The 23,535-nt window shown below is 71.2% G+C and carries 22 protein-coding genes; 8 read left to right on the top strand and 14 right to left on the bottom strand.

The window, feature by feature from the left end; genetic code table 11:
• Positions 1 to 79: 79 nt before the first annotated feature.
• From AB0I10_RS10935 to pdhA, 6 genes are all read right to left on the bottom strand, one after another.
• Positions 80 to 1,228 (bottom strand): potassium channel family protein, encoded by a 1,149-nt coding sequence (locus tag AB0I10_RS10935; protein ID WP_363152058.1) that lies wholly within the window; start codon positions 1,226 to 1,228, stop codon positions 80 to 82.
• Positions 1,225 to 2,910 carry a molybdopterin molybdotransferase MoeA gene (locus AB0I10_RS10930; RefSeq protein ID WP_363152057.1) on the bottom strand — a complete coding sequence of 562 codons (1,686 nt, stop codon included), beginning with the start codon at positions 2,908 to 2,910 and terminating at the stop codon, positions 1,225 to 1,227. The genes AB0I10_RS10935 and AB0I10_RS10930 overlap by 4 nt, the downstream gene beginning before the upstream one ends.
• Positions 2,907 to 3,827: an NTP transferase domain-containing protein gene (locus AB0I10_RS10925; RefSeq protein ID WP_363152056.1), complete on the bottom strand. Its 921-nt coding sequence runs from the start codon at positions 3,825 to 3,827 to the stop codon at positions 2,907 to 2,909. The genes AB0I10_RS10930 and AB0I10_RS10925 overlap by 4 nt, the downstream gene beginning before the upstream one ends.
• A 90-nt stretch (positions 3,828 to 3,917) precedes the next feature.
• Positions 3,918 to 5,402 (bottom strand): dihydrolipoamide acetyltransferase family protein, encoded by a 1,485-nt coding sequence (locus AB0I10_RS10920; protein WP_363152055.1) that lies wholly within the window; start codon positions 5,400 to 5,402, stop codon positions 3,918 to 3,920.
• Positions 5,402 to 6,436: an alpha-ketoacid dehydrogenase subunit beta gene (locus tag AB0I10_RS10915; RefSeq protein ID WP_363152054.1), complete on the bottom strand. Its 1,035-nt coding sequence runs from the start codon at positions 6,434 to 6,436 to the stop codon at positions 5,402 to 5,404. Before AB0I10_RS10915 ends, AB0I10_RS10920 begins: the two co-directional genes overlap by 1 nt.
• Positions 6,433 to 7,653, bottom strand: coding sequence for a pyruvate dehydrogenase (acetyl-transferring) E1 component subunit alpha (pdhA, locus tag AB0I10_RS10910; RefSeq protein WP_363152053.1), 1,221 nt, complete (start codon positions 7,651 to 7,653; stop codon positions 6,433 to 6,435). Before pdhA ends, AB0I10_RS10915 begins: the two co-directional genes overlap by 4 nt.
• A gap of 216 nt (positions 7,654 to 7,869) precedes the next feature.
• Here pdhA and AB0I10_RS10905 point away from each other — a divergent pair, with 216 nt between their 5' ends.
• Positions 7,870 to 8,388, top strand: coding sequence for an Lrp/AsnC family transcriptional regulator (locus tag AB0I10_RS10905; RefSeq protein ID WP_363152052.1), 519 nt, complete (start codon positions 7,870 to 7,872; stop codon positions 8,386 to 8,388).
• Between the two features lie 38 nt (positions 8,389 to 8,426).
• On the opposite strand, the gene AB0I10_RS10900 is transcribed toward AB0I10_RS10905, so the two are convergent.
• Positions 8,427 to 9,017, bottom strand: a complete 591-nt coding sequence (locus tag AB0I10_RS10900; RefSeq protein ID WP_363152051.1) for a TetR/AcrR family transcriptional regulator — start codon at positions 9,015 to 9,017, stop codon at positions 8,427 to 8,429.
• A gap of 2 nt (positions 9,018 to 9,019) precedes the next feature.
• Positions 9,020 to 10,540: a 3-hydroxyacyl-CoA dehydrogenase gene (locus tag AB0I10_RS10895; protein ID WP_363152050.1), complete on the bottom strand. Its 1,521-nt coding sequence runs from the start codon at positions 10,538 to 10,540 to the stop codon at positions 9,020 to 9,022.
• 201 nt (positions 10,541 to 10,741) lie between these two features.
• Here AB0I10_RS10895 and paaN point away from each other — a divergent pair, with 201 nt between their 5' ends.
• On the top strand, positions 10,742 to 12,424 hold the full coding sequence (gene paaN / locus AB0I10_RS10890; RefSeq protein ID WP_363152049.1) for a phenylacetic acid degradation protein PaaN: 1,683 nt from the start codon (positions 10,742 to 10,744) through the stop codon (positions 12,422 to 12,424).
• 89 nt (positions 12,425 to 12,513) lie between these two features.
• Here the strand turns inward: paaN and AB0I10_RS10885 are convergent, their stop codons facing one another.
• From AB0I10_RS10885 to AB0I10_RS10875, 3 genes are all read right to left on the bottom strand, one after another.
• Positions 12,514 to 13,215 carry a TrmH family RNA methyltransferase gene (locus AB0I10_RS10885; RefSeq protein WP_363152124.1) on the bottom strand — a complete coding sequence of 234 codons (702 nt, stop codon included), beginning with the start codon at positions 13,213 to 13,215 and terminating at the stop codon, positions 12,514 to 12,516.
• Between the two features lie 35 nt (positions 13,216 to 13,250).
• Positions 13,251 to 14,501 carry an HTTM domain-containing protein gene (locus AB0I10_RS10880; protein ID WP_363152123.1) on the bottom strand — a complete coding sequence of 417 codons (1,251 nt, stop codon included), beginning with the start codon at positions 14,499 to 14,501 and terminating at the stop codon, positions 13,251 to 13,253.
• Between the two features lie 122 nt (positions 14,502 to 14,623).
• Positions 14,624 to 15,295 (bottom strand): DUF5819 family protein, encoded by a 672-nt coding sequence (locus tag AB0I10_RS10875; RefSeq protein ID WP_363152048.1) that lies wholly within the window; start codon positions 15,293 to 15,295, stop codon positions 14,624 to 14,626.
• 167 nt (positions 15,296 to 15,462) lie between these two features.
• Between AB0I10_RS10875 and paaA the strand changes: the two genes are divergently transcribed.
• The 6 genes from paaA to AB0I10_RS10845 all read left to right on the top strand — a co-directional run bounded on the left by paaA (position 15,463) and on the right by AB0I10_RS10845 (position 20,276).
• On the top strand, positions 15,463 to 16,413 hold the full coding sequence (gene paaA / locus AB0I10_RS10870) for a 1,2-phenylacetyl-CoA epoxidase subunit PaaA (RefSeq protein ID WP_363152047.1): 951 nt from the start codon (positions 15,463 to 15,465) through the stop codon (positions 16,411 to 16,413).
• Complete coding sequence (gene paaB, locus AB0I10_RS10865; protein ID WP_363152046.1) at positions 16,410 to 16,751, top strand: 1,2-phenylacetyl-CoA epoxidase subunit PaaB; 342 nt, start codon at positions 16,410 to 16,412, stop codon at positions 16,749 to 16,751. Before paaA ends, paaB begins: the two co-directional genes overlap by 4 nt.
• Complete coding sequence (paaC, locus tag AB0I10_RS10860) at positions 16,751 to 17,464, top strand: 1,2-phenylacetyl-CoA epoxidase subunit PaaC (protein WP_363152045.1); 714 nt, start codon at positions 16,751 to 16,753, stop codon at positions 17,462 to 17,464. The genes paaB and paaC overlap by 1 nt, the downstream gene beginning before the upstream one ends.
• Entirely contained in the window at positions 17,458 to 17,955 is a 498-nt protein-coding gene (gene paaD / locus AB0I10_RS10855) for a 1,2-phenylacetyl-CoA epoxidase subunit PaaD (protein WP_363152043.1), read from the top strand. Before paaC ends, paaD begins: the two co-directional genes overlap by 7 nt.
• On the top strand, positions 17,955 to 19,001 hold the full coding sequence (gene paaE, locus AB0I10_RS10850) for a 1,2-phenylacetyl-CoA epoxidase subunit PaaE (RefSeq protein WP_363152042.1): 1,047 nt from the start codon (positions 17,955 to 17,957) through the stop codon (positions 18,999 to 19,001). Before paaD ends, paaE begins: the two co-directional genes overlap by 1 nt.
• 141 nt (positions 19,002 to 19,142) lie before the next feature.
• Complete coding sequence (locus AB0I10_RS10845) at positions 19,143 to 20,276, top strand: acyl-CoA dehydrogenase family protein (protein ID WP_363152041.1); 1,134 nt, start codon at positions 19,143 to 19,145, stop codon at positions 20,274 to 20,276.
• A 97-nt stretch (positions 20,277 to 20,373) separates the two neighbouring features.
• Here AB0I10_RS10845 and AB0I10_RS10840 read toward each other — a convergent pair whose 3' ends face one another.
• The 3 genes from AB0I10_RS10840 to AB0I10_RS10830 form a co-directional block, all read right to left on the bottom strand.
• Positions 20,374 to 20,718, bottom strand: a complete 345-nt coding sequence (locus AB0I10_RS10840; protein ID WP_363152040.1) for a rhodanese-like domain-containing protein — start codon at positions 20,716 to 20,718, stop codon at positions 20,374 to 20,376.
• A gap of 10 nt (positions 20,719 to 20,728) precedes the next feature.
• Positions 20,729 to 21,736, bottom strand: a complete 1,008-nt coding sequence (locus tag AB0I10_RS10835) for a J domain-containing protein (RefSeq protein ID WP_363152039.1) — start codon at positions 21,734 to 21,736, stop codon at positions 20,729 to 20,731.
• Between the two features lie 68 nt (positions 21,737 to 21,804).
• Entirely contained in the window at positions 21,805 to 23,247 is a 1,443-nt protein-coding gene (locus AB0I10_RS10830) for a DUF2252 domain-containing protein (RefSeq protein ID WP_363152038.1), read from the bottom strand.
• Positions 23,248 to 23,535 lie beyond the last annotated feature (288 nt).

Genomic DNA, 23,535 nt, shown 5'->3' with positions numbered 1-23,535 from the left:
ACGCGAAGCGTGACACCTGCGGGATACGGGGCCGCGCCCGCCCCGCGAGTGCGCGGGTGTTCGTCCGCCCTCGCCTCGGTCACCCGCCCGACCGGCGCATCGGGGAGACGCCGGTGCCGGGCAGCGTCGGCTTGGCCGGGCGGCCGGGCTGTTTGCCGGCGCTGTCGGGCTCTTCCGTCGCGGGCGCACGGACGATCGTGATCACGCGGTCCGTGATCTGCAGCGGGCTGGCCTCCGGGTCGTCGTAACCGAGCAGCCGGTGGCCGCGCAGGACGGTGACGATCAGGTCGTCGGTCTCCCGGACGGACTTGCCGACCTCGGCCTTCACCACAGGACGTTCAATCAGGTCAAGACCGCTGCCCTGCTGGATCAGGTCCTCCATGACGGTGCCCGCGGTGGGGCTGTGGACGGAGAGCCCCAGCAGCCGTCCCGCCGCGCTGGCCGAGGTGATCACGGCGTCGGCACCGGACTGCCGCAGCAGCGGGGCGTTCTCCTCCTCCCGTACGGCCGCGACGATGTTTGCCTTCTTGTTGAGCTGACGAGCGGTCAACGAGACCAGGACGGCGGTGTCATCGCGCTGGGTGGCGATGACGACCTGGCGGGCACGCTGGATCTCGGCTCGTACCAGGACATCGCTGCGGGTCGCGTCGCCGACGACCCCCGCGAAGCCCTCGGCCACCGCCGACTCGACCACCTTGGGGAGCGGGTCGATGACGACGATGCGGTCACGGGTCAGACCCGTGGCACAGAGGGTCTGGACGGCGGACCGGCCCTTGGTGCCGAAGCCGACGATGACGGTGTGATCGCGCAAGGCGTTTCTCCAGCGTTTCAGTTGCCACTGCTCGCGGGTGCGCTCGGTCAGCACCTCCAGTGTGGTCCCGACCAGGATGATCAGGAACAGCACCCGCAGCGGCGTGATGAGCAGGATGTTCAGCAGCCGGGCGCTGTCCCCGTACGGGACGATGTCGCCGTATCCCGTGGTGGAGAGGGTGACGGTCGCATAGTAGAAGCAGTCGAGCAGGTCGACGGTGCCATCGGCGTTGTCGTGATACTCGCTGCGGTCGATCCAGACGATCAGGACCGTCGCGAGCAGCACGAACAGAGCCATCAGCAACCGGCGGCCGACCTGCCGCAGCGGCGCCAGCGGCGCGCGGCGCGGCAGTATCACCCGGTGGGAACCGGTCGCCGGCACCTCGTGAGCCGCCGCGTCGTGGGACGGGAGCTTCACAGGGCGCCTCCGGTGGGGGGTGCGGGGTCTGCCGGGCCGGTGTGCACCCCGGGGTCGTACCAGGCTCCGGGGGCCGACCAGCCGGGCGATCCGCCAGCTGACCAGGGGAGTTCAAGGAGTTCGACCTCGGTGCCGCGGTCCGCGCCACCGGGCGGTACGACGGCCAGCGCATCGGCGGCGGCGATCCCACGCAGCATGGCCGGACCGTGGAAGTGCAGCGGCTCCGCCGTCAGGCCGTAACGGGCGTCGTCGCGGTAGGCGACCGGGACGAGCCGGGTGTCGTGCGGATGGCCGTGGACCGAACCGAACAGCGGCATACGGTGAGCTGCGGCGGGGCGGCGCGCGGCGAGCGTACGGAGCAGCGGCTCGGCGAGGGTGAGCAGGCCGGAGACGGCCGCGAGGGGGTTGCCGGGAAGGCCGACGAGATGGCGGCGCGGGCCGAGGCGGGCGAGCAGCATCGGGTGCCCGGGACGTACTGCCACGCCGTCCACCAGCACCTGCGCGCCCAGGCGGCGCAGCGTGGGGTGCACATGGTCGACAGGTCCCGACGCCGTGCCCCCGGTGGTGATGAGCACATCGGCGGTGGAGGTGGCGATGGCGGCATACAGCGTGTCGGCGTCGTCCGCGAGATGGCGTGCCGGAGCCGCGTCGGCGCCCAGGGCACCCAGCCAGGGAGCGATCATCGGGCCGAGCGCATCGCGGATCCGGCCCTTCTGGGGCAGTCCGTGGTGCAACAACTCATCGCCCAGGACGAGGACTTCGACGCGCGGGCGGGGGTACGCGGTCAGTTCGTCATAGCCGGCTGCCGCGGCCAGGCCGAGGACGGCAGGGGTCACCAGAGTGCCGACGGGCAGCAGTTGGTCACCGCGGCGGCACTCCTGGCCGCGCGGGCGGATGTCCTGGCCCGGCGGCGCGGGCCGCGGCGCATACAGCCGCGCCCCGCCGTCGGCCAGATCACGGACCTCGCCGTGCTCGCTGCGCAGCACGGCGGTGGCGCCGGCCGGAACGCGCGCGCCGGTGGCGATCCGGACCGCGTGTCCGTCGGGGAGCGGCTCGGTAGGGGCGTGACCGGCGAGGATCCCAGGATGGGCGGCGGTGTGAGCGGCCTTGTCGGCGGTGTCTGCGGTCTCGTCGGCGGTGCCCTTGGCCTCGTCGGCTGTGCGGTCGCCTCCGGGGTGGTCGATGTGCCAAGGGCCGGGGCCGGAGACCGCCCAGCCGTCCATCGCCGAGGTGTCGAAGGACGGCAGGTCGGTGAGGGCGGTGAGGGGCTCGGCGAGCGTACGGCCGAGCGCGTCGCCCAGCGCCGACGCCGTGGGCGCGGCCGGCCCGGACGCAGCACGCGCGGCGATTTCGCGGGCCGTCCGCCACGGGGAGGAGGAGCGGGAAGGGGCAGCGGATGGGCCGGGGCGGGGCCTGGGGGAGCCGGTGCCGGGGTGGGTGGGGTCGCCGGGGCCGGAGCCGGTCGGGTTGCCGGGGACGTCACCGGACCGGTTGCCGGGAGCGGATGCGCTTGCCGCGGCGGCCGTCGCGAACGCATCCGCTCCCGCCTCCGAGCGAGTGTGCTGGTACGTGTGCCCGTGCGTGTCCGTACGCTCGCCCGGGCGGCTGCCCAGGCCGCCCACTCCGCCGTTGGCCAGCGCGAGCGCGTCGTCCAGCGCGGCGTCGAACTCCCCCTCGGTCATTCCGCGGGCTTCGCTTCGCCACCCGTGGCGCCGCCGGCGCCGCCCGCATCCGCGTCCTCGGCGGCCCAGCGGTTGGCCAGTGCCGCGGCCTTGCGGGACAGCTCCGTCACATCCCCGCCCTGCCGGCCCGCCGCGTAGCCGATCAGGAAGGTCGTCAGCGGCGCGGCCGGGCGGGCCACGCCGTGCGCCGCGTCCCGCGCGAGATCGAGAAGTACCGCCGTGTCGACATCGACTTCGATGCCCAGCTCGGCCTTGACTGCGGTGATCCATTCGTCCAACACGTGGCCATGCTCCCTGATCCGCGCGCGTGCCGCGCTGACGTCTTCCCAGGTGTCGCAGTCGAAGGATGCCGTGGACGTGGCGTCCGAGACCCGTTCGAGCGCCAGCTCGGACAGCAGGGCGCGCAGCGGCAGCCCGGCCAGGGTGCCGTGTTCGGCGCGCAGCAGGGCAAGCTCGCGGCGCAGCGACTCGGCCCGGTAGGCGGCCACCAGCGGCTGGTCGCGCCCCGCCCCATCCCGTAGCAGCGCCCCGTCGCACGGCGCGGAACCGCTGCTGGATGCTTCAGGGCCGTTCGTCCGCGTCGTCGCCGCCAGGAGGCTGCGTACCGTGGCGGCGGTCAGGAACGGCAGGTCGGCGGAGAGCAGGAGGACGGTCGGGGCGGTGCTGTGCCGCAGACCGGCGTCCAGCGCGGCGAGCGGGCCGCCACCGGGCGGGTCCTCAAGGGTGCGCACGACGGCCCGGCCGACCGGGCGCCGGGGGCCGACGACGACGGTGATCGCGGCGTCGGGGCAGGCAGCGAGCACCCGGTCCAGAAGCGGGCGGCCGCCGACGGACAGGGCGGGTTTGTCCGCACCGCCGAGCCGGCGGGCCGCCCCGCCCGCCAGCACGATGGCGTCGTAGTGGGTGTGGTCGCTCACCCCATGAGTATCACCGCGAACACGGCGATCACACAGCTGTCACGAGGTCACAGCTTTCACAGTTCCGCGGCTGTCGCGGCTGTCACGGAATCACAGCGTGCGCAGCAGCAACGCGGGCTGCTCCACACAGTCGGCGACGAACCGCAGGAAGCCGCCGGCCGTGGCGCCGTCGCACACCCGGTGGTCGAAGGTGAACGAGAGCTGGACGACCTGCCGGACGGCCAACTCGCCGTTGTGCACCCACGGTTTGGCCGCTATTCGGCCGACGCCGAGCATCGCGGCCTCGGGGTGGTTGATGATCGGCGTGGAGCCGTCGACCCCGAAGACGCCGTAGTTGTTGAGGGTGAAGGTGCCATGGGTCAGCTCGGCGAGAGACAGCCCCCCGGACCGGGCGGTCTCGGTGAGCCGGGCGATCTCGGCGGACAGCTGCTCGACCGTACGGGCGTGTGCGTCCCGTACCACCGGCACCATGAGGCCGCGGTCGGTCTGCGCCGCGAAGCCCAGGTGGACGGCGGGCAGCCGGACGATCTCCTGGGTCGCGGTGTCGACGGTGGCATTGAGCTCGGGAAACCGCGCGAGCGCGGCCGTGCAGACCCGGGCGAGCAGCGCGAGCAGCGACACCTTGGGTGCGCCCGGCACATTCATCGCCCTACGGGCGGCGAGGAGTTCGGTGGCGTCGGCGTCCACCCAGCAGGTCGCGTCCGGAATCTCCCGACGGCTGCGGCTGAACTTCTCGGCGGCGGCACCCCGCATCCCGCGGAGCGGAATGCGCTCACCTTCCGCTGCGGCCCCGGGGGCGGGCGCGGTGGCGGTCGCCCCGGTCGCGGGCAGGGCCCCCAGCGCGCTCGCCGCAGCGGCCCCAGCCGCCCCAGCCGTCTCCCGTTCCCGGATCGCACGCTCGACGTCCGTACGGAGAATCAGCCCATCCCGCCCGGACCCCGTCAGCTCCCGTAGATCGACGCTGTGTTCCCGCGCCATCCGACGCACCAGCGGCGAAATGACAGCCACCGTGCGCCCCTCCTCGGCCACTGCCCACGACCCGCCCGGCTCCTCCGGACCTGCGGAGCCGTCCGTCGCAGCCGCAACCGCACCGGCAGCAGGCTCAGCCACTCCAGCCGCACCGGCACGCGCAGGCTCAGGCGACCGCGGCACCCCCGCCGCGGGACCCACACCGCTCCCCGGCCGGACCCTCCGCCGCCGCGCCGCGGACGCACTCGTCCCGTATCCGACGAGCACATTCCCCGACCCGGAGTCCGCAGCCCCGGAATCCGCCGCACCCGCGGCAGCGCCCCCCGGCTCGGGCAGGCCGCCCGCCAGATCGTCCGGCGCCGCCCCCACGGCGACCGTCACCAGCGCTGCGCCCACGGGGACTTCGGCCCCCTCCTCGCCGAAACGGGCGGTCACCACGCCCCCGTAGGGGCACGGCACCTCCACCATCGCCTTGGCCGTCTCGACCTCCACCACCGGCTGGTCGATGGCCACCACCTCGCCGACCTCGACCATCCAGTGCACGATCGTCGCTTCGGTGAGGCCTTCCCCCAGGTCAGGCAGGGTGAATTCGCGCACCACAGCCATCACACACCACGCCCCTCGGTCCAGTCCGACTCCCACTGGAGGCGAGCGACGGTGTCCAGAATCCGGTCCACGCCCGGCAGATGATGCCGCTCCAGCATCGGCGGCGGATACGGAATGTCGAAGCCGGCGACGCGCAGCACCGGCGCCTCCAGATGGTGGAAGCAGCGCTCCGTGATCCGCGCGGCGATCTCACCGCCGGGGCCGCCGAACCCGTTGGACTCATGGACGACCACCGCCCGCCCCGTACGCCGCACCGACGCGCAGACCGTGTCGTCGTCGAAGGGCATCAGCGAGCGCAGATCGACGACTTCGAGGTCCCAGCCCTCCGCACGGGCGGCCTCGGCGGCCTCCATGCAGACGGGCAGCGACGGGCCGTAGGTGATCAGCGTGGCGCTCGCACCGGGGCGCCGGACCTCGGCGCGGCCTATGGGGGCGACCTGCGCGGGCGCGTCGGGCGACCAGTCGTCCTTGGACCAGTACAGCCGCTTGGGTTCGAGGAAGACGACCGGGTCGTCGGAGGCGATGGCGGCGCGCAGCAGCCCGTAAGCGTCCGCGACGGTCGCCGGGGTGACGACCTGGATGCCGGGGGTGGCGAGGTAGTACGCCTCGGAGGAGTCGCTGTGGTGCTCGACCCCGCCGATCCCGCCGCCGTACGGAACGCGGATGGTCAGCGGCATCGGCACGGCGCCGCGGGTGCGGTTGCGCATCCGCGCCACATGGCTGATCAGCTGCTCGAACGCCGGGTAGGCGAACGCGTCGAACTGCATCTCGACGACCGGCCGCAGCCCGTACATGGCCATGCCGACGGCCGTACCGAGGATGCCGGCCTCGGCCAGCGGGGTGTCGCTGCAGCGGTCCTCGCCGAACTCCTTGGCCAGGCCGTCGGTGACCCGGAAGACGCCGCCCAGGGTGCCGACGTCCTCGCCCATGACGTGGACGGACGGGTCGGCGGCCATGGCGTCGCGCAGGGCGCGGGTCAGCGCCTGCGCCATCGTGGCGGGTTTGCGGGCGGTCGCCGGGGCGGTGGTCGTCATGGCCTGGCCTCCTGGGCGGACCGACCGGCGGCCGCCGACTCTCCGGCGAGATCGCCGTGATCGCTGTGATCGGGGTGTCCGGCGGCCTCGGCATCCAGCTCGGCACGCAACTGGGCCGCCTGCTCGCGCAGTTGGCTGGTCTGCTCGGCGAACACGTGGGTGAACAGGTCCATCGGGTCCAGCTCCGGGTCCGCGTTCATCCGGTCCCGCAGGCCGGCCGCCAGCTCCTCGGCACCGTCCCGGGTGGCGCGGACGAACTCGTCGGACAGCAGGTCACGGTCCGCCAACTCGCGCTCCAGAAGGGCTATCGGGTCGTGTTCCTGCCAGGTCTCGACCTCTGCATCGGTCCGGTAGCGAGTGGCGTCGTCGGCGTTGGTGTGGGCCTCGATGCGGTACGTGACGGCCTCGACGAGGGTGGGGCCGCCACCCCGGCGGGCCCGCCGCACCGCCTCGGTGAGGACCTCGTGCATCGCGGGTGCGTCATTGCCGTCGACCAGGCGGCCGGGCATGCCGTATCCGACCGCCTTGTAGGCGAGGGAGGGGGCGGCCGTCTGCTTGGCCAGCGGCACGGAGATGGCGAAGCCGTTGTTCTGGACGAGGAAGACCACCGGCGCCTGCCAGACGGCGGCGAAATTCAGCGCCTCGTGGAAATCGCCCTCACTGGTGCCACCGTCGCCGACCATTGCCAGCGCCACGACATCGTCGCCCTTGAGGCGGGCGGCGTGCGCCAGGCCGACGGCGTGCGGGAGTTGGGTGGCGAGCGGGGTGCAGAGGGGCGCGATGCGGTGCTCGTGCGGGTCATATCCGGTGTGCCAGTCGCCCCTCAGGAGCGTCAGCGCCTGTACGGGGTCGAGGCCGCGGGCCACGGCGGCGAGGGTGTCGCGGTAACTGGGGAAGAGCCAGTCCCGGTCCTCAAGCGCCAGCGCGGCGGCGACCTGGCAGGCTTCCTGCCCGGTCGAGGACGGATAGACCGCCAGCCGCCCCTGCCGGGTCAGCGCTGTGGCCTGCGCGTTGTACCGTCGGCCGCGCACCAGCTGGGCATACAGCCGGGTCAGGAGACCGGGGTCGAGCCGGCCTGCGGCGCTCGTACCCAGCAGGCGGTACGGCTCGGCGTCGGGCAGGAGGGGCGCCGGATCGACGCGCGGCCGCCAGGCGGGCGGCGGGCCGGGCAGGTCGCTCTTGTTCCTGCTGCTGCCGGGCTGCTCAAGGACCGTCATGACGAGCACCTCCTCGAATCGAAGGGGTGGCGCGGAGCGCCTCATATGGGTGGCGGGCGAGAGGCAGGATGGAACGGGTCGGGGCGGGTGAGCCCTTCCCTACCGATTGTTCGGTCGCTGATGCATTTTGGCTACAGGCGGGCCAAGCCTGTGGACAAACGGTTCTCCACAGCTTGAGATGAAGACAGTGCGTCCACCAAGGGGAGGCGGGACCATATGCCGGACGAACAGATGGCCAATCCTGGCGGACAGCCACCGGCGGCTTCCGCCGTGCCATCGCCGGCCGCGCGCCCGCTGGACACCATCGACCGCTCGATCCTGCGCATGCTGCAGACCGACGGCCGGGCCTCGATACGCTCCGTCGCCGAGCGGGTCCATGTCTCGCGCGCCAACGCCTACGCCCGGATCAACCGGCTGATAGACGATGGCGTGATACGCGGCTTCGGCGCCCGCGTCGATCAGGAACGCGCAGGCCAGGGCGCTTCCGCGTATGTCACGCTGAAGATCGTGCAGAACTCCTGGCGGACCGTGCGCGAACAGCTCACAGCCCTGCCCGGGGCCACCCACATCGCGCTGGTCAGCGGCGATTTCGATGTGCTGCTGCTCGTCCACACCAAGGACAACCGGGAGCTGCGGGAACTGGTCCTCACCCGCATCCAGTCGATCCCGGAAGTGCTCAGCACCCGCACCCTGCTGGTCTTCGAGGAGACCGACCTCGGGCCGGAGCAGGCGTGAGCTTCAACCGTGCGTACGGGTGAAGGCCCACCGGTACCTCAGGGCTTGCGCAGGCCCGCGAACGCCGTCCGCACCACGGCCTCGGCGACCTCGTCCCGGCTGGCCGCGCCGCCGCGCCCCGGCCGGTACCACTCCACAATCGAGTTGATCATGCCGAAGAGCAGCCTCGTGGCCAGCCGGATGTCGACATCGGCCCGCAGATCACCATCGGCGGCCGCCTTCTTGAGCAGGTCGGCGACCTCATGGTCGAACTCGCGGCGGCGCTCCATGGCCCAGCGCTCGGTGTCCGTGTTTCCGCGCACCCGCAACAGCAGCGTCACATAGGGCAGTTCGTCCATCAGGACCTCGGCCTCGCGCCGGGTGACGTACTCCAGCCGCTCGATCGCCCGTCCCTCGGTGGCGCCCGGCTCCTCCAGCACCCCGAACAGCCCGTCCAGGGCACGGCTTATCGCCCGGTGCAGCAGTTCTTCCTTGCTGCGCACGTGGTGGTAGATCGAGGACTTCGAGATGCCGGCGGCCTTGGAGAGATGCTCCATGGAGGTGCCGTCGTAGCCACGCTCGATGAACACCTCGACGGCGACCGCGAGCAGCGAATCGGGCGTATAGGTGTCACGCTTGGTCATGACCATGATTAGACCACCTGTCCCTGGAGATCCGCGCGGCGCCGCAGTGCCCAGGAGGGCGCGTACCGTCCGCCGGCGTTCTGGTGGTGCATCGAGTCCAGCACATCCCACACCCACCGGGCGCCGAGCCGATCGGCCCACTCCATAGGGCCGCCGGGGTAGTTCACGCCCAGCCGCATCGCCGTATCGATGTCCTCCGGGGTGGCGACCCCGCGGGCCGTGGCGTCCAGGGCGAAGTCCACGATCATCGCGACCGTACGGGCGACGATCATGCCGGGGACGTCATTGATCACGCTGACCTGTTTGCCGAGCGCCTGGAACAGCCCCACGGCCTCCGCGAGGTCCGCCTCGGACGCGTCCTCCGAGGCGGCGAGCGCGATCCGGGTCGCCGCCCGGTAGTCGAGCGAGAGATCGAAGCGGATGCACCTGCCGTGGACGACGCTCGTCGCCGGATGGCCGTTGGTCAGGGCCAGCCGTGCCCCACCGGGCAGCCTGATGAAGCCCTCGGACTCCCCTGGCGTACGGTCGCGGGTGATCTTGATGCCGGCTTCCTCGATCAGTTCGCGCAGCACCTCGGAGGGGCCGTCGAGTGTGGCGTGTATGCCGACGGCCTCGGGCGCGGGGCACGGCGCGGCGGTCCGGGGCGCCGGACGCTCCGCGCCTTCGGCGTAGTCGAACCAGCCGCGCCCGGACTTGCGGCCGTGCAGCCCCGACTCCACCAGCCGCCGCTGCGCCAGAGAGGGCGTGAACTTCGGGTCCTGGAAGAAGGACGTCCACACGGAGTGGGTGACCGCCTCGTTCACGTCCTGGCCGATGAGGTCGGTCAGTTCGAAGGGGCCCATCTTGAAGCCGGTGCCGTCGCGCAGCACGGCGTCGATGGTGGCGGGGTCGGCGACCCGCTCCTCGTAGACGCGCAGCGCCTCGGCGTAGAAGGGGCGGGCGATCCGGTTGACGATGAACCCGGGGGTGTCGGCGCAGCGCACCGGGGTCTTGCCCCAGGCCGCGGCGGTCTCGTACGCGCGGGTGGCGGCCGCCTCGTCGGTGGCGAAGCCGCTGATCACCTCGACCAGGGGGAGCAGCGGGGCGGGATTGAAGAAGTGCAGGCCCACGCAGCGGCCGGGGTGGCGCAGGCGGCCCGCGACGGCGGTCACCGACAACGAGGAGGTGTTGGTGGCCAGCAGGCAGTCCGCCGGCACGACCTCCTCCAGGGCGGTGAACAGCTCCTGTTTGGCGGTGAGTTGCTCCAGGATCGCCTCGATGACCAGCGCGGCGTCGGCCAGGTCGGCGAGATCCGTGGCGGGGGAGAGGCGGTCACGGGCGGCGTCTCGCTCTTGCGCCTGAATCCGGCCTTTTTCGACGAGCCGATCCAGCCGCCGCACGATGGCCGCGGCAGCCTCCTCGGCACGTCCGGGCGCGGCGTCGTAGAGCCGTACAGGATGGCCGGCAACCAGCGCCACCTGCGCGATTCCCTGCCCCATCGTGCCGGTGCCCACCACGGCCACGGTGCTGCTGGTCTCGATTGCCGTCATGCCGACTGATCCTCCCAGACCGAGTTGTCCACAGGCCCGCCGGACCCTCTTGCCCCGACCGATCGTTCGGTTACTCTAACTCCGTTACCTGTCCGCTCCCAGTCCCCCGATCCGCCTCATCCGTTCTCCCTCTCACCCGCTCCGCCTCATCCGCACCGCCCCATCCGCTTTCCGCCCGGCTCGACGAGGAGTTGGTCATCGATGGCCGCCGAAATGACCGCAGCGCAGTTGATCGAGAAGCACCGCCCGACCCTCGACCAGGCGCTGGAGACGATCCGCACCCGCGCCTACTGGTCACCGCACCCCGAGCATCCGAAGGCGTACGGCGAGAGCGGTGCCGAGGACGGCCTCGCCGCCTTCGAGGCGCAGCGCGGCAAGCGCTTCGAGCTCGACCAGCCCGGCACGGACGACTGGACGGGCGAGGAAGTCTCGCCGTACGGGCCCGAGTTGGGCATCAGCTATCCGCACCCGGATGTGTCGGTGCTGCTGCCGACGATGCGCGCCGCGATCCCCGTATGGCGGGACGCGGGCCCGAAGGCGCGCGCGGCGGTGTGCCTGGAGATCCTGGCGCGGATCAGTGCCCGCACCCATGAGTTCGCGCAGGCCGTGATGCACACCAGTGGACAGGCCTTCATGATGGCGTTCCAGGCGGGTGGGCCGCATGCCCAGGACCGCGGCCTGGAAGCGGTGGCGTACGCGTACGCCGAGCAGGTCCGCACCCCGGAGCAGGCGCCGTGGTCCAAGCCGCAGGGCAAGCGCGACCCGCTGGAGCTGGCCAAGACGTTCACGGCCGTGCCGCGCGGCATCGCCCTGCTGATCGGCTGTAACACCTTCCCGACGTGGAACGGCTATCCGGGCCTGTTCGCCTCGCTGGCCACCGGCAATCCGGTGCTGGTCAAACCGCATCCGCGGGCCGTGCTGCCGCTGGCGCTGACCGTCAAGGTGGCCCGCGAGGTGCTTGAGGAGGCGGGCTTCCCGGCCGAGCTGGTGTGCCTGGCCGTGGACAAGCCGGGCGAGGGCCTCGCCAAGGAGCTGGCCGTCCGCCCCGAGGTCCGCATCATCGACTACACCGGCTCGACCGCCTTCGGCGACTGGCTGGAGGCACACGCCCGGCAGGCGCAGGTCTTCACGGAGAAGGCCGGCGTCAACACCGTCGTCATCGAATCGACGGACAACTACAAGGGCATGCTCAGCAACCTCGCCTTCTCGTTGTCGCTGTACAGCGGCCAGATGTGCACCACTCCGCAGAATCTCGTGATCCCGCGCAACGGCATCGCCACAGACGCCGGACCGAAGTCGTACGACGAGGTGGTCAGCGATCTCGCAGGCGCGGTGAGCAAGCTGCTGGGTGATGACGCGCGGGCCAATGCGCTGCTGGGCGCAATCGTGAACCCGCAGGTCAAGGAGCGGATCGAGGCCGCATCGGGGCTCGGTGAGGTGGCGCTGGCCTCCCGTGAGGTGGCCCATCCGGAGTTCCCCGGGGCCACCGTCCGTACGCCGGTGATCGTCAAGGTGGACGGCGCCAAGCCGGACTCCGAGGCGGCGTATCTGTCGGAGTGCTTCGGCCCGGTGTCCTTCGCGGTGGCGGTCGATTCCGCGGCCGACGCGGTGGATCTGCTGCGGCGCACGGTCCGGGAGAAGGGCGCCATGACGGTCGGCGCGTACACCACGTCCGCCGAGGTGGAGCAGCTGGTCGAGGATGCCTGCCTGGAGGAGTGCGCCCAGCTGTCGCTGAATCTGACCGGCGGGGTCTATGTGAACCAGACCGCGGCGTTCTCCGATTTCCACGGCTCCGGCGGCAATCCGGCGGCCAATGCCGCGCTGTGCGACGGCGCGTTCGTGGCGAACCGCTTCCGGACGGTGGAGGTGCGGCGGGAGGCATGAGGCGTGGAGGGCTCATGGGCCTTCACGGGCTTCCACAGGCCCGGAGGCCCGGAGCCCCCCAGAAGCTCCCCTGCGCCTCTCGTGGTCCCTCAGGGGCCGCCCGGCGCCTCGATACGGGCGTGGCGGGCGATCCAGGAGTGCATGGCGATGGCGGCCGCGGCACCCGCGTTGATGGACCGGGTCGATCCGAACTGCGCGATCGAGCAGACCAGAGAGGCGTGCCGGCGCGCTTCCTCGGTGAGCCCCGGCCCCTCCTGGCCGAAGAGCAGCACGCAGCGGCGCGGCAGCTCGGTCGTCTCCAGCGGCACGGCGCCGGGGAGGTTGTCGATCCCGATGATCGGCAGTTCCTCGGCGGCGGCCCAGGCGGTGAGGTCCGCGGTGTCCGGGTGGTGCCGCAGGTGCTGGTAGCGGTCGGTCACCATCGCGCCCCGGCGGTTCCAGCGGCGCTGCCCGACGATATGGACCTCCTTGGCCAGAAACGCGTTGGCGGTCCGTACGACCGAGCCGATGTTGAAGTCGTGGCCCCAGTTCTCGACGGCCACATGGAAGTCATGGCGGCGGGTGTCGAGGTCGGCGACGATCGCCTCGCGCGTCCAGTAGCGGTAGGGGTCGACGACATTGCGCCGGTCGCCGTGCGCAAGCAGCTCGGGGTCGTAGCGGTCGTCCTGGGGCCACGGCTGCGGATACGGGCCGACGCCGATCTTGGGGCCGTAGCCCTCGTCGTACTGGATCGGCTCGGCACCGGCCCGCTGCTCACCCACGGAGCCCACGGGGGCGGCGCCACCGGGCATGGTCTGCTCGCCGCCCGGGGCGGTTTTCTCGCTGCTCACCCCACGAGCGTATGGCCACCGCCGCCGGAGTGCGTACGGGCCTCCGGCTCACCGCCTTCGGGACCGCCGGACGGCCCGGGGGACCCGCCGCCCGGGAACAGCCGCTTGCGCAGGTCCGAAATCCGGGCGGAGAACCAGGTCAGGAAGTTCGTCGGCAGGAAGACCGCGTCCGCCGCGATCATCGCGAGCGAGAAGAACGGCAGCCCGAGCAGGAACGCGATCGAGAGGTGCTCGCAGATCATCGCGACCAGCAGCACGTTCTTGAGACGGCGGTTGAAGAGGGTGAAGGGGAAGGCCACCTGCACGATCACCGTGCCGTAGGTGATCAGCATGACCATCAGCCCGTTGCTGCCCAGCGCCTCGGAGAGCGCCGGCCAGGGGGAGAAATAGTCCAGGTGCATCGGGTAGAAGACCGCGGTGCCGTCCTGCCAGCGCGAACCCTGGATCTTGTACCAGCCGGCGGTGGCGTAGATCAGGCAGACCTCGACGATGATCACCAGCAGCGCGCCGTTGTGGGCGAGCTTGGCGAGGGTGTCCAGAACGATCCGCGGCTCCCCCGGCGCGTACCGCCGCACCGCCCACCACAGGCCGTGCGTCACCCACAGGCCCCAGAACAGCAGGCCCCAGCCGAAGTGCGGGAACGGGCCGTGCTCGAACCAGGTGAGGCCGTAGCGGCCGAGCAGCTGGGCGGTGGCCAGCGCGAGGCCGAGCACGGCCCACAGGATGATCCCGGGGAGATCGCGGCCGGGCGCCGCTGCCTCGTCCGGGGAACCGGCGGCCGCCCGCTTCGCGCGGCGCGCGTCCAGGGACCAGACCTGCCCGCACCGGGTCAGCACGAGATACAGAGACATCAGGTGGATGACGTTGTCGCCGCCGTCGCCGATGAAGACGCTGCGGTTCTGCAGTGAGAGCACACCGACCATGAAGAGCACCGACATGGTGCGGGTGCGCCAGCCGAGCATCAGCAGCGCGCTGGCCACGATGGCCAGGAGGTAGACGAACTCGAACCAGCCGCTGCTGTCCGACCACGGCAGTACGGAGAAGGCGTGGTTGAGGTCGAGGAGCTGGCGCGCCATGTCCAGGTTCCAGGGGCCGTCCGGCCCGTAGAGGGCATGGCGGTTGGGCCATTCCCTCAGCAGGAACAGCAGCCAGGTGGCGGCGAACCCGATCCGTATCACGGCGGTCTGGTACGGGGCCATCGCCCGGCTGGTGGCGCGGGCGAAGCCGCGGCCTATGGCGCGCTCGATACGGGTCTCTTCGAGCTGGTCGTGCTGCGCAGGGGCGGGCTTCGGCGCTTCAAGGGGCGACGGGGGCGATGCCTCGGGCGTCCGCTGGGACGCTTCCGTCGGCTGCTGCGGCGTCGGTGATGTCACTGGTTCGTCGCCCCCTTGGGCAGGTCGTCTGCGGTGACCTGCCACCAGGGCAGCACGCGGTACACGGGCTTGTTGCTGATCTTCTCCGTGCTCCACGGCGGCGGGCTGACGGCCGTCGTCATCGAGCGGACCTGGATCTGCTCGACCCGGCCGCCGTCGGCGGTCCACTCCCCGTCGAGCCGGTGCATCATGATGCGCCGTATGTAGCGCTCGGACAGCTCGCCGCGCAGGCCCGTGGCGCGGTTCTGCGCGTCGTGCGAGTTGAGGAAGAACTCCCAGCCGCGGCGCAGTTGGTTCTGCTGGGTGTGGCTGGGCAGCGGGTTGTGGAGGATCGCCTGTCCGTCGCCGGCGGTCAGGTCGGTCCAGCCGGTGGTCCGCGTGGTGCCGTCCTCGGTACGCAGCTGCGCGCGGGCCTGGACCGCGACGTTCTGCTGGAGGGGGTTGGGCGCGAACAGCTTCCAGTTCTGCTCGTACTCGGGATACACGTAATCGCCGATCAAGCTGCCCTGCTGCTTGCTGAGCGTGTTCGGCGGTGCGACATGCAGAAAGACCATGGCCAGATGAATCGCGACGACTGCGGCGACGGCGCAGGCCGCCACGCCTATGACGATCCGCGAGGGCATCGAGAGCGCAGCCAAAGGCCGCGTTTCGTCCCCGTATGACTGCATTCCCGCCCCGTTCCCAGAATCCACTCGGATGACTCCGCCACGGAACGGTACCTACGCCGCGCCACCCAGCACACCCTCCCCCGAGTTATCCACAGGGTTGACACCGCCGGTCCGCCCACTCACCATTGAACCGAACGATCGGTCGGTCGGGAGCGAGGGGGCACCACATGACGACGATCGCGCCGGAAGATACGGCTCTGGAGGCCGTATTCGACGCCACCGTGGCCGCGGACGAGCGCATCGAGCCGCGGGACTGGATGCCGGACGCCTACCGCTCCTCGCTGGTGCGGCAGATAGCGCAGCACGCCCACTCCGAGATCATCGGCATGCAGCCGGAGGCCAACTGGATCACCCGGGCGCCGTCACTGCGCCGCAAGGCGATCCTGATGGCGAAGGTGCAGGACGAGGCGGGCCACGGCCTGTATCTCTACAGCGCCGCCGAGACCCTCGGCACCAGCCGCGACGAACTCCTCGACAAACTGCACTCCGGCCGCCAGAAGTACTCGTCGATCTTCAACTACCCGACCCTGACCTGGGCCGACGTCGGCGCCATCGGCTGGCTCGTGGACGGCGCGGCGATCACGAACCAGGTCCCGCTGTGCCGCTGCTCCTACGGCCCGTACGCCCGCGCGATGGTCCGCGTCTGCAAGGAGGAGTCCTTCCACCAGCGGCAGGGGTACGAACTGCTGCTCACGCTCAGCCGCGGCACCGAAGCACAGCACGCCATGGCGCAGGACGCGGTGGACCGCTGGTGGTGGCCGTCGCTGATGATGTTCGGCCCGCCGGACGACGAATCGGCGCACTCCGCGCAGTCCATGGCCTGGAAGATCAAGCGGCACTCCAACGACGAACTGCGGCAGCGCTTCGTGGACATCTGCGTCCCCCAGGCCGAAGCCCTTGGTCTCACACTCCCCGACCCTGATCTGACATGGAACGAGGAGCGGGGGCACTGGGACTTCGGGCCGATCGACTGGGCCGAGTTCCGCGAGGTGCTCAAGGGCAACGGCCCCTGCAACGAAGAGCGGATCACCCGCCGGCGGCGGGCTCATGAGGACGGCGCCTGGGTGCGCGAGGCGGCCGCCGCGCACGCGGCCAAGAAGCGGGAGGCGACCCGATGACGACATCACGACCCGCCGGGACCACTCCCGAGACCACCACGGGAACGGCCGCGCAGCCCGCCGAATGGCCGCTCTGGGAGGTGTTCGTGCGCAGCCGCCGCGGCCTGTCGCACTCCCACGCCGGCAGCCTGCACGCACCGGACGCCGAAATGGCGCTGCGCAACGCCCGCGATCTGTACACCCGCCGCTCGGAGGGCGTCTCGATATGGGTGGTTCCCTCCGCCCAGGTCACCGCCTCCTCCCCGGACGAGAAGGACGCGTTCTTCGAGCCGGCCGGCGACAAGCCCTACCGCCACCCGACGTTCTACGAGATCCCGGACGGGGTGCATCACCTTTGATGAACGCCACGGTCACCCCGGCCCTGCCCCTCGGGGACGACGCCCTGGTCCTCTCCCACCGCCTGGGCGAGTGGGCCGGCCACGCCCCGGTCCTGGAGGAGGAGGTCGCCCTCGCCAATATCGCCCTGGACCTGCTCGGCCAGGCCCGCATCCTGCTCTCCCTCGTCGGCGACGAGGACGAGCTGGCGTATCTGCGCGAGGAGCGGCAGTTCCGCAACCTCCAGCTCGTCGAGCAGCCCAATGGCGACTTCGCGCACACCATCGCCCGCCAGCTCTACTTCTCCACCTACCAGGAGCTGCTGTTCAACCAACTCGCCTCAGCAGACAGCGAGTTGGCCCCACTGGCCGCGAAGGCCGTCAAGGAGGTCGCCTACCACCGCGACCACGCAGAGCAGTGGACGCTGCGCCTGGGCGACGGCACCGACGAGAGCCATGCCCGGATGCAACGCGGTCTGGACGCCCTGTGGCGGTTCACCGGTGAGCTGTTCGAGCCGGTAGCAGGGCTGGACGTGCTCTGGTCCGCGCTGCACGACGACTGGACGGCGAGCGTCACCACCATCCTGGGGCGCGCCACGCTCAGCGTCCCCGAAGGCCCGCAGCGCGGGGCATGGACCGCGGGCGCCGGACGCCAGGGACTGCACACCGAGCCGTTCGGACGGATGCTCGCCGAGATGCAGCACCTCCACCGCAGCCACCCGGGAGCGACATGGTGACCACCACAGCCCTCGAAGAGGAACTGCGCGCGCTGGCCGGCTCCGTTCCCGACCCCGAGCTGCCGGTGATCACCCTCGCCGAACTCGGCGTACTGCGCGACGTGCGGCTGACCGCCCCTGACCGCGTCGAGGTGCGGCTCACTCCCACCTACACCGGCTGCCCCGCCATCGAGGCGATGTCGGCGGACATCGAGCGCGTGCTGCACGACCACGGCATACCCGAAGTCGAGGTCCGTACGGTCCTCAGCCCGCCCTGGACCACGGACGCGATCACCGCCGAGGGCCGCCGGAAGCTGGCCGAATTCGGGATAGCACCGCCACGCCCCACGGGCCCGGCGGGCGGACCGGTCGCCGTCGATCTCGCGATCCGCTGCCCGAACTGCGGATCGACCGACACCACCCTGCTGAGCCGGTTCTCCTCCACGGCGTGCAAGGCGCTGCGCCGCTGTGAGTCCTGCCGCGAACCCTTCGACCACTTCAAGGAGTTGTGATGTTCCACCCGCTCCAGGTCCGGGAGGTCGAGCGGCTCACGGACGACGCGGTGGCCGTCACCTTCGACGTGCCGCCCGAGCTGCGCGCGGCCTTCCGGCACTCCCCCGGGCAGCACATCGCCCTGCGCAGAACCGTGGACGGCCAGGAGATCCGGCGGACGTACTCCATCTGCACGCCGGCCACCGACGAGCCCGTGCTGCGGGTGGGCATCCGCCTCGTCGAGGACGGCGCGTTCTCGACGTACGCGCTCAAGGAGCTGGCGGTCGGCGACACGGTGGAGGTCATGGCCCCGGCCGGCCGGTTCACCCTCGAACCACGCCCCGGCCATTTCGTCGGGATCGTCGGCGGCAGCGGGATCACCCCCGTGCTCTCCATCGTCTCCACGCTGCTCGCCCGGCAGCCGGACGCCCGCTTCTGCCTCATCCGCAGCGACCGCACGGCGGCCTCGACGATGTTCCTGGAGGAAGTGGCCGACCTCAAGGACCGTTATCCGCAGCGCTTCCAGCTCATCCACGCCCTCTCCCGCGAGGAACAGCAGGCCGGGCTGCCATCCGGCCGGCTCGACGAAGAACGGCTGCGGTCACTGCTGCCCGCGCTGCTGACGGTCGAGTCGGTGGACGGCTGGTTCCTGTGCGGCCCGTTCGGCCTCGTCCAGGGCGCCGAGCGCGCGCTGCGCGCCCTGAAGGTGCCCCGCAGCCGTATCCACGAAGAGATCTTCCACGTCGACAACGGCGCCGGGCCGCCGGTCCCCGCCTCCTCCGCACCCGCACACAGCACCGTCACCGCGACCCTCGACGGACGCTCCGGCAACTGGCCGGTGCACGACGGCGAATCGCTGCTCGACGCGGTGCTGCGCAATCGCACGGACGCCCCGTACGCCTGCAAGGGCGGGGTGTGCGGCACCTGCCGGGCGTTCCTGGTCTCCGGCGAGATACGCATGAACCGCAACTTCGCGCTGGAGGCGGACGAGGTCGACGCCGGGTATGTGCTGGCCTGCCAGTCCCACCCGGTTACCGAGAAGGTCGAGCTGGACTTCGACCGCTGACACCGCACCCTGCGCTGCGATGAGGCCGGTCCGCCGGCTTCCCCCAGGGCCCTCCGCTTCCCCGGCACCATTCCCAATTCCTGCAACCTGTTCTACCTTGACGCTTCGTCAGATCGACGCGCCGCGTGGGAGGACAGACCAGTGGACTTCACCTTCACCGAGGAGCAGCAGGCCGCCGTCGAAGCGGCAAAGGCCGTCTTCTCGGGGGTCGCTCCCGACAGCGTGCCCAGCCCGGCGCTCACACCCGGAGCCGTCGCCGACGACTTCGACCGCGCGCTGTGGCGCAAGCTCGCCGACGCCGATCTGCTGAGCCTGCTGATCGCACCCGAACACGGCGGCGCGGGCCTGGACCCGATCGCGCTCTGCCTTGTGCTGCGCGAATCCGCCAAGGTACTCGCGCGGATCCCACTCCTGGAATCCAGCGCCGCCGCACTCACCGTCCAGCGCCACGCGAACAGCGGGCTACGAGCCGACGTACTCCCCTGCATCGCCACCGGCGACCTCGTCGTGACCGTCGCCGCCGGCGGCCGCACCGGACACGACCCGGCCGAGCTCGCCGTGGACGCCCGCCAGGAAGGCACCGACTGGATCCTCGACGGCACCCAGACCGCCGTCCCCTGGGCCCAGACCGCCGACCGGATCCTGCTCCCCGCCCACACCCCCGACGGCCACGCCGTCCTCGCCCTCGTCCCCCGCGCCCACCCCGGCGTCACACTCGACGACCAGATCTCCACCAGCGGCGAGCGCTACGCCGAGGTACGGCTGGATTCCGTACGCATCGGCGCCCAGGAGACGATCACCGACCCCACCGCCTGGGAGTCCCTGCGCAACGTCCTCACCACCGGCACCTGCGCACTCGCCCTGGGGCTCGGCGAACACGTCCTCGCCATGACCAGCGACTACACCGGCAAACGCGAACAGTTCGGCTTCCCCGTGGCCACCTTCCAGGCCGTCGCCGTCCAAACCGCCGACCGGTTCATCGACCTGCACGCCATGGAAGCCACGCTCTGGCAGGCCGCCTGGCGCATCACCACCGACGCGGCCGGCCCGCTACCGCCCGCGGGGGATGTCGCGGTCGCCAAGATCTGGGCCTCCGAAGGCGTACGCCGCGTCGTACAGACCGCCCAGCACCTGCACGGCGGCTTCGGCGCTGACACCGACTACCCGCTGCACCGCTATCACGCCTGGGCCAAACAACTCGAACTCTCCCTGGGCCCGGCCGCCGCCCACGAAGAGGCCCTCGGCGATCTGCTCGCGGCACATCCGCTGGGCTGAGCAGGCTGCCCCGGCAGGGGTCCCGCCCCCGGGCAACCGTCCAACGGACTGCCCAGATCCAAAGCGGACTGACCAGACCTGGACGGACTGCCCAGACCTAGATAACCGTCCCCGAGCCGCCCTTGCCGTCCGATACGGGGCGGCCGGCGGCCTCCCAGGCCTGCATACCGCCGCCGACGTTCACCGCGTCGACACCCTGCTGGATCAAATACTGCGCCACCTGCGCCGAGCGGCCACCGACCCGGCACAGGACATAGACCTTGCCGTCCGCGGGCGCCGCCTCCGTCAACTCCCCGTAGCGGGCGACGAATTCACTCATCGGGATATGCAGCGCGCCCTCGGCGTGCCCCGCCTCCCACTCGTCGTCCTCACGCACGTCCAGCAGGAAGTCCTCGGACGTCAGAGCGTCGATACCGACCGTGGGCACAGAACCAAATTGCATGACTCCGACGCTACCCGACCAGCTGGGCGAGATACGCCTCGCGTTCTGCCACATCCGCGAGCAGCTTCTCAGCGATCTCGTCGAGCAGCCCGTCCGGGTCCTGGGGCGCCATCTTGATCATCGCGCCGATCGCGCTCCCCTCCAGCTCGGCCGCGACGGCCGCCAGCAGCTCCTTGCGCTCGGCCAGCCACTCCAGCCGGGCGTAGAGCTCCTCACTCTCGGTGAGCCGCTCCTCGACGGGCACCGGACCGGCCGCCCACTCCCGCGCCAGCTCCCGCAGCGCGGCCTCGTCGCCCTGGGCGTACGCCATGTTGACCCGCGCGATGAACGCGTCCCGCCGCGCCCGCTCCGCATCGTCCCGCGCCAGGTCCGGGTGAGCCTGACGCACCAGGTCGCGGTAGGCCTTGCGGGCCTCCTCGCTGGGCCGCACCTTCTGCGGCGGCCGCACCGGCTGCTCGGTAAGCATCGCCTGCGACTCGGGGAACAGCCCCTCCGACCCGATCCAGCCGTGGAACAGTTCCTCCACGTCCGGCATCGGCAGCACCGAGGCCCGCGCCTCCTTGGCCTTACGGATGTCCTCGGGCGCCCCCGTACGCGCTGCGACGGCCTCGGCGATCTGCGCATCCAGCTCATCCAGCCGTGCGTACATCGGGCCGAGCCGCTGGTGGTGCAGACGGGAGAAGTTCTCCACCTCCACTCGGAAGGTCTCCACCGCGATCTCAAACTCGATCAGCGCCTGCTCGGCCGCCAGCACAGCCTTCGCCAGCCGCCGGGTCGCCGCCTCCTGAGCCGCTTGGTGCTCCGCCGCTGCCTCGGCGTCGTGGCTGGTCGGAGCGTCCTGGCCGCCGATGTGGCCGTCCTGACCGCCTTCGTGGCTGCCGTCTTCCTGACTGCCGGCCGGGCTGTCCTGGCCACCGCGGGCGTCCGGTGCCTGCGGGTCGGCCGGGGCGTCCGGCGTCCCCGGTGCGTCCGGTCGGTCCTGGCCGTCCTGCGCGTTCTCCGCGTGCGAGTTCGTCACTCGGTCAGCGTACGGCCCATGCCGGGCCCCGCTCTCCGCAGCCGCTCGGCCCCCCGGGCCAGGCGTCGTCAGACCCCCATCTCGGCCGCTATCCGGCCGCTCTTCACCGCCGCGACCAGGGCCGCGTGATCCGCTTCCGTGCGGTCCGCGTACAAAACCGCGAACTCCGCCATCGCCTCGTCCAGCTCCTCCCCCTTGCCGCAGTAGCCGGCCACCACCCGCGGGTCGGCGCTGTGCGCGTGTGCCCGCGCCAGAAGCGCGCCGGTCATCCGTGCGTAGTCGTCCATCTGGTCACCGGACAGCTCGGCGGGGTCCACGCTGCCCTTGCGGTTCCTGAACTGCCGGACCTGGAACGGCCGCCCATCCCGGCTGCCGTTGCCCCTGCTTATGCCTCGCGTGCCGGGCTCCGCCATGTCGTGCACCGTTGTCCAGCCCAGCAGAATGTCGCTGACGACCTGCATCCGCCGCTGCCCGAGCACCACCCGGCGTCCTTCGTGCGCCACCGACGGCACCGCAAAGCCCGCCTTCTCCACGAACGGCGCCAGCACCGAGCCGCGTGCCTCCTTCACCTGCAGCACCAGCGGCTCGCCCCGGTGGTCCAGCAGCAGCACCACATACGAGCGCAGCCCCACGCTGCCCGTACCGACCACGCGGAAGGCCACATCGTGCACGGCGTACCTGGCCAGCAGGGGCAACCGGTCCTCCGGCAGCGTCTCCAGATAGCCGGCGAGCGACGAAGCCACCGCCGTCGCTTCCTCGTCCGGCACCTGTCGCAGCACCGGCGGGGCGTCCACGAACCGGCGACCGCCGTCCGACGTGTGCTCCGTCGCCTTCGCCGCGAACCGTGCGCTGGTGTTCTTGCGCGCCTTGGCGGCGACCCGCTCCAGCGTCCCCAGCAGATCCCGGGCATCGGTGTGGGAGACCAGCTCCTCATCAGCGATCGCGTTCCACGCCTCGGTCACCGGCAGCTTCGCCAGCAGCCGCATCGTGCGCCGATACGCACCCGCCGCGTCCTGCGCCGCCTTCCGGCACTCGTCCTCACTGACACCCGCCTCCCGGCCTGCCAGCACCAGCGACGTCGCGAGCCGCTTCACGTCCCACTCCCACGGGCCGTACAAGGTCTCGTCGAAGTCGTTGAGATCTATGACCAGCCCGCCACGGGCGTCGCCGTAGAGGCCGAAGTTGGCGGCATGGGCATCCCCGCAGATCTGCGCGCCGATTCCGGTCACGGGGGCGGACATCAGGTCGTACGCCATCAGGCCCGCGGATCCACGGAGGAAGGCGAACGGGCTGGCCGCCATCCGCCCTATCCGTATCGGTGTCAGTTCCGGCAGCCGCCCAGTGTTCGACTCCTCGACGGCAGCCACCACGTCCGGACGCCCGGCTGTGATCGGCAACGCGGCCTGGTCCCTCCGCGAGACCCGCTCCCGCAGCGCCCGACCCGCGCCCTTGGGCGACGGCCCCTCCGCATCCGCCTTCGCGAACCCCGGTACGTACGGCACACGCGACATCGCGGGCCACCTCCCCCTTCACGACCTGCACTTGTCCGGCCTGCCGGCCGACTACGACTCGACTGCGATGACGTTACCGACAGCGCCCGCCGTCCGTCACAGCCTGTGGATAACTCTCCGCGGAGGATGGCGGGAGGGTGGGCAGAAGGCGAGCCGTAGACGACCGGAGGGGAGGAGAAGACGGGAAGGACACGGAAAGGAGAAGGGGCAGAGAGGGGCGGAGATGGGCGGGGGAGTCGCCGAAGTGCGAGGTCAGGAGGCCAGATGGACGAAGAGGTCCTCAGCCGT

This window comes from Streptomyces sp. NPDC050636 (assembly GCF_040654775.1).
Taxonomy (GTDB): Bacteria; Actinomycetota; Actinomycetes; order Streptomycetales; family Streptomycetaceae; genus Streptomyces.
This window is presented reverse-complemented; position numbering and strand designations above follow the sequence as displayed.

Coding starts and splice junctions, on each gene's coding strand:
- paaN (WP_363152049.1), top strand. CDS start 10,742: ATGGCCGCCGAAATGACCGCAGCGCAGTTGATCGAGAAGCACCGCCCG.
- AB0I10_RS10930 (WP_363152057.1), bottom strand. CDS start 2,910: ATGACCGAGGGGGAGTTCGACGCCGCGCTGGACGACGCGCTCGCGCTG.
- AB0I10_RS10920 (WP_363152055.1), bottom strand. CDS start 5,402: ATGGCTGTGGTGCGCGAATTCACCCTGCCTGACCTGGGGGAAGGCCTC.
- AB0I10_RS10900 (WP_363152051.1), bottom strand. CDS start 9,017: ATGGTCATGACCAAGCGTGACACCTATACGCCCGATTCGCTGCTCGCG.
- AB0I10_RS10905 (WP_363152052.1), top strand. CDS start 7,870: ATGCCGGACGAACAGATGGCCAATCCTGGCGGACAGCCACCGGCGGCT.
- AB0I10_RS10915 (WP_363152054.1), bottom strand. CDS start 6,436: ATGACGACCACCGCCCCGGCGACCGCCCGCAAACCCGCCACGATGGCG.
- AB0I10_RS10875 (WP_363152048.1), bottom strand. CDS start 15,295: ATGCAGTCATACGGGGACGAAACGCGGCCTTTGGCTGCGCTCTCGATG.
- paaA (WP_363152047.1), top strand. CDS start 15,463: ATGACGACGATCGCGCCGGAAGATACGGCTCTGGAGGCCGTATTCGAC.
- pdhA (WP_363152053.1), bottom strand. CDS start 7,653: ATGACGGTCCTTGAGCAGCCCGGCAGCAGCAGGAACAAGAGCGACCTG.
- paaB (WP_363152046.1), top strand. CDS start 16,410: ATGACGACATCACGACCCGCCGGGACCACTCCCGAGACCACCACGGGA.
- AB0I10_RS10840 (WP_363152040.1), bottom strand. CDS start 20,718: ATGCAATTTGGTTCTGTGCCCACGGTCGGTATCGACGCTCTGACGTCC.
- AB0I10_RS10830 (WP_363152038.1), bottom strand. CDS start 23,247: ATGTCGCGTGTGCCGTACGTACCGGGGTTCGCGAAGGCGGATGCGGAG.
- AB0I10_RS10895 (WP_363152050.1), bottom strand. CDS start 10,540: ATGACGGCAATCGAGACCAGCAGCACCGTGGCCGTGGTGGGCACCGGC.
- paaE (WP_363152042.1), top strand. CDS start 17,955: ATGTTCCACCCGCTCCAGGTCCGGGAGGTCGAGCGGCTCACGGACGAC.
- paaC (WP_363152045.1), top strand. CDS start 16,751: ATGAACGCCACGGTCACCCCGGCCCTGCCCCTCGGGGACGACGCCCTG.
- AB0I10_RS10885 (WP_363152124.1), bottom strand. CDS start 13,215: ATGCCCGGTGGCGCCGCCCCCGTGGGCTCCGTGGGTGAGCAGCGGGCC.
- paaD (WP_363152043.1), top strand. CDS start 17,458: ATGGTGACCACCACAGCCCTCGAAGAGGAACTGCGCGCGCTGGCCGGC.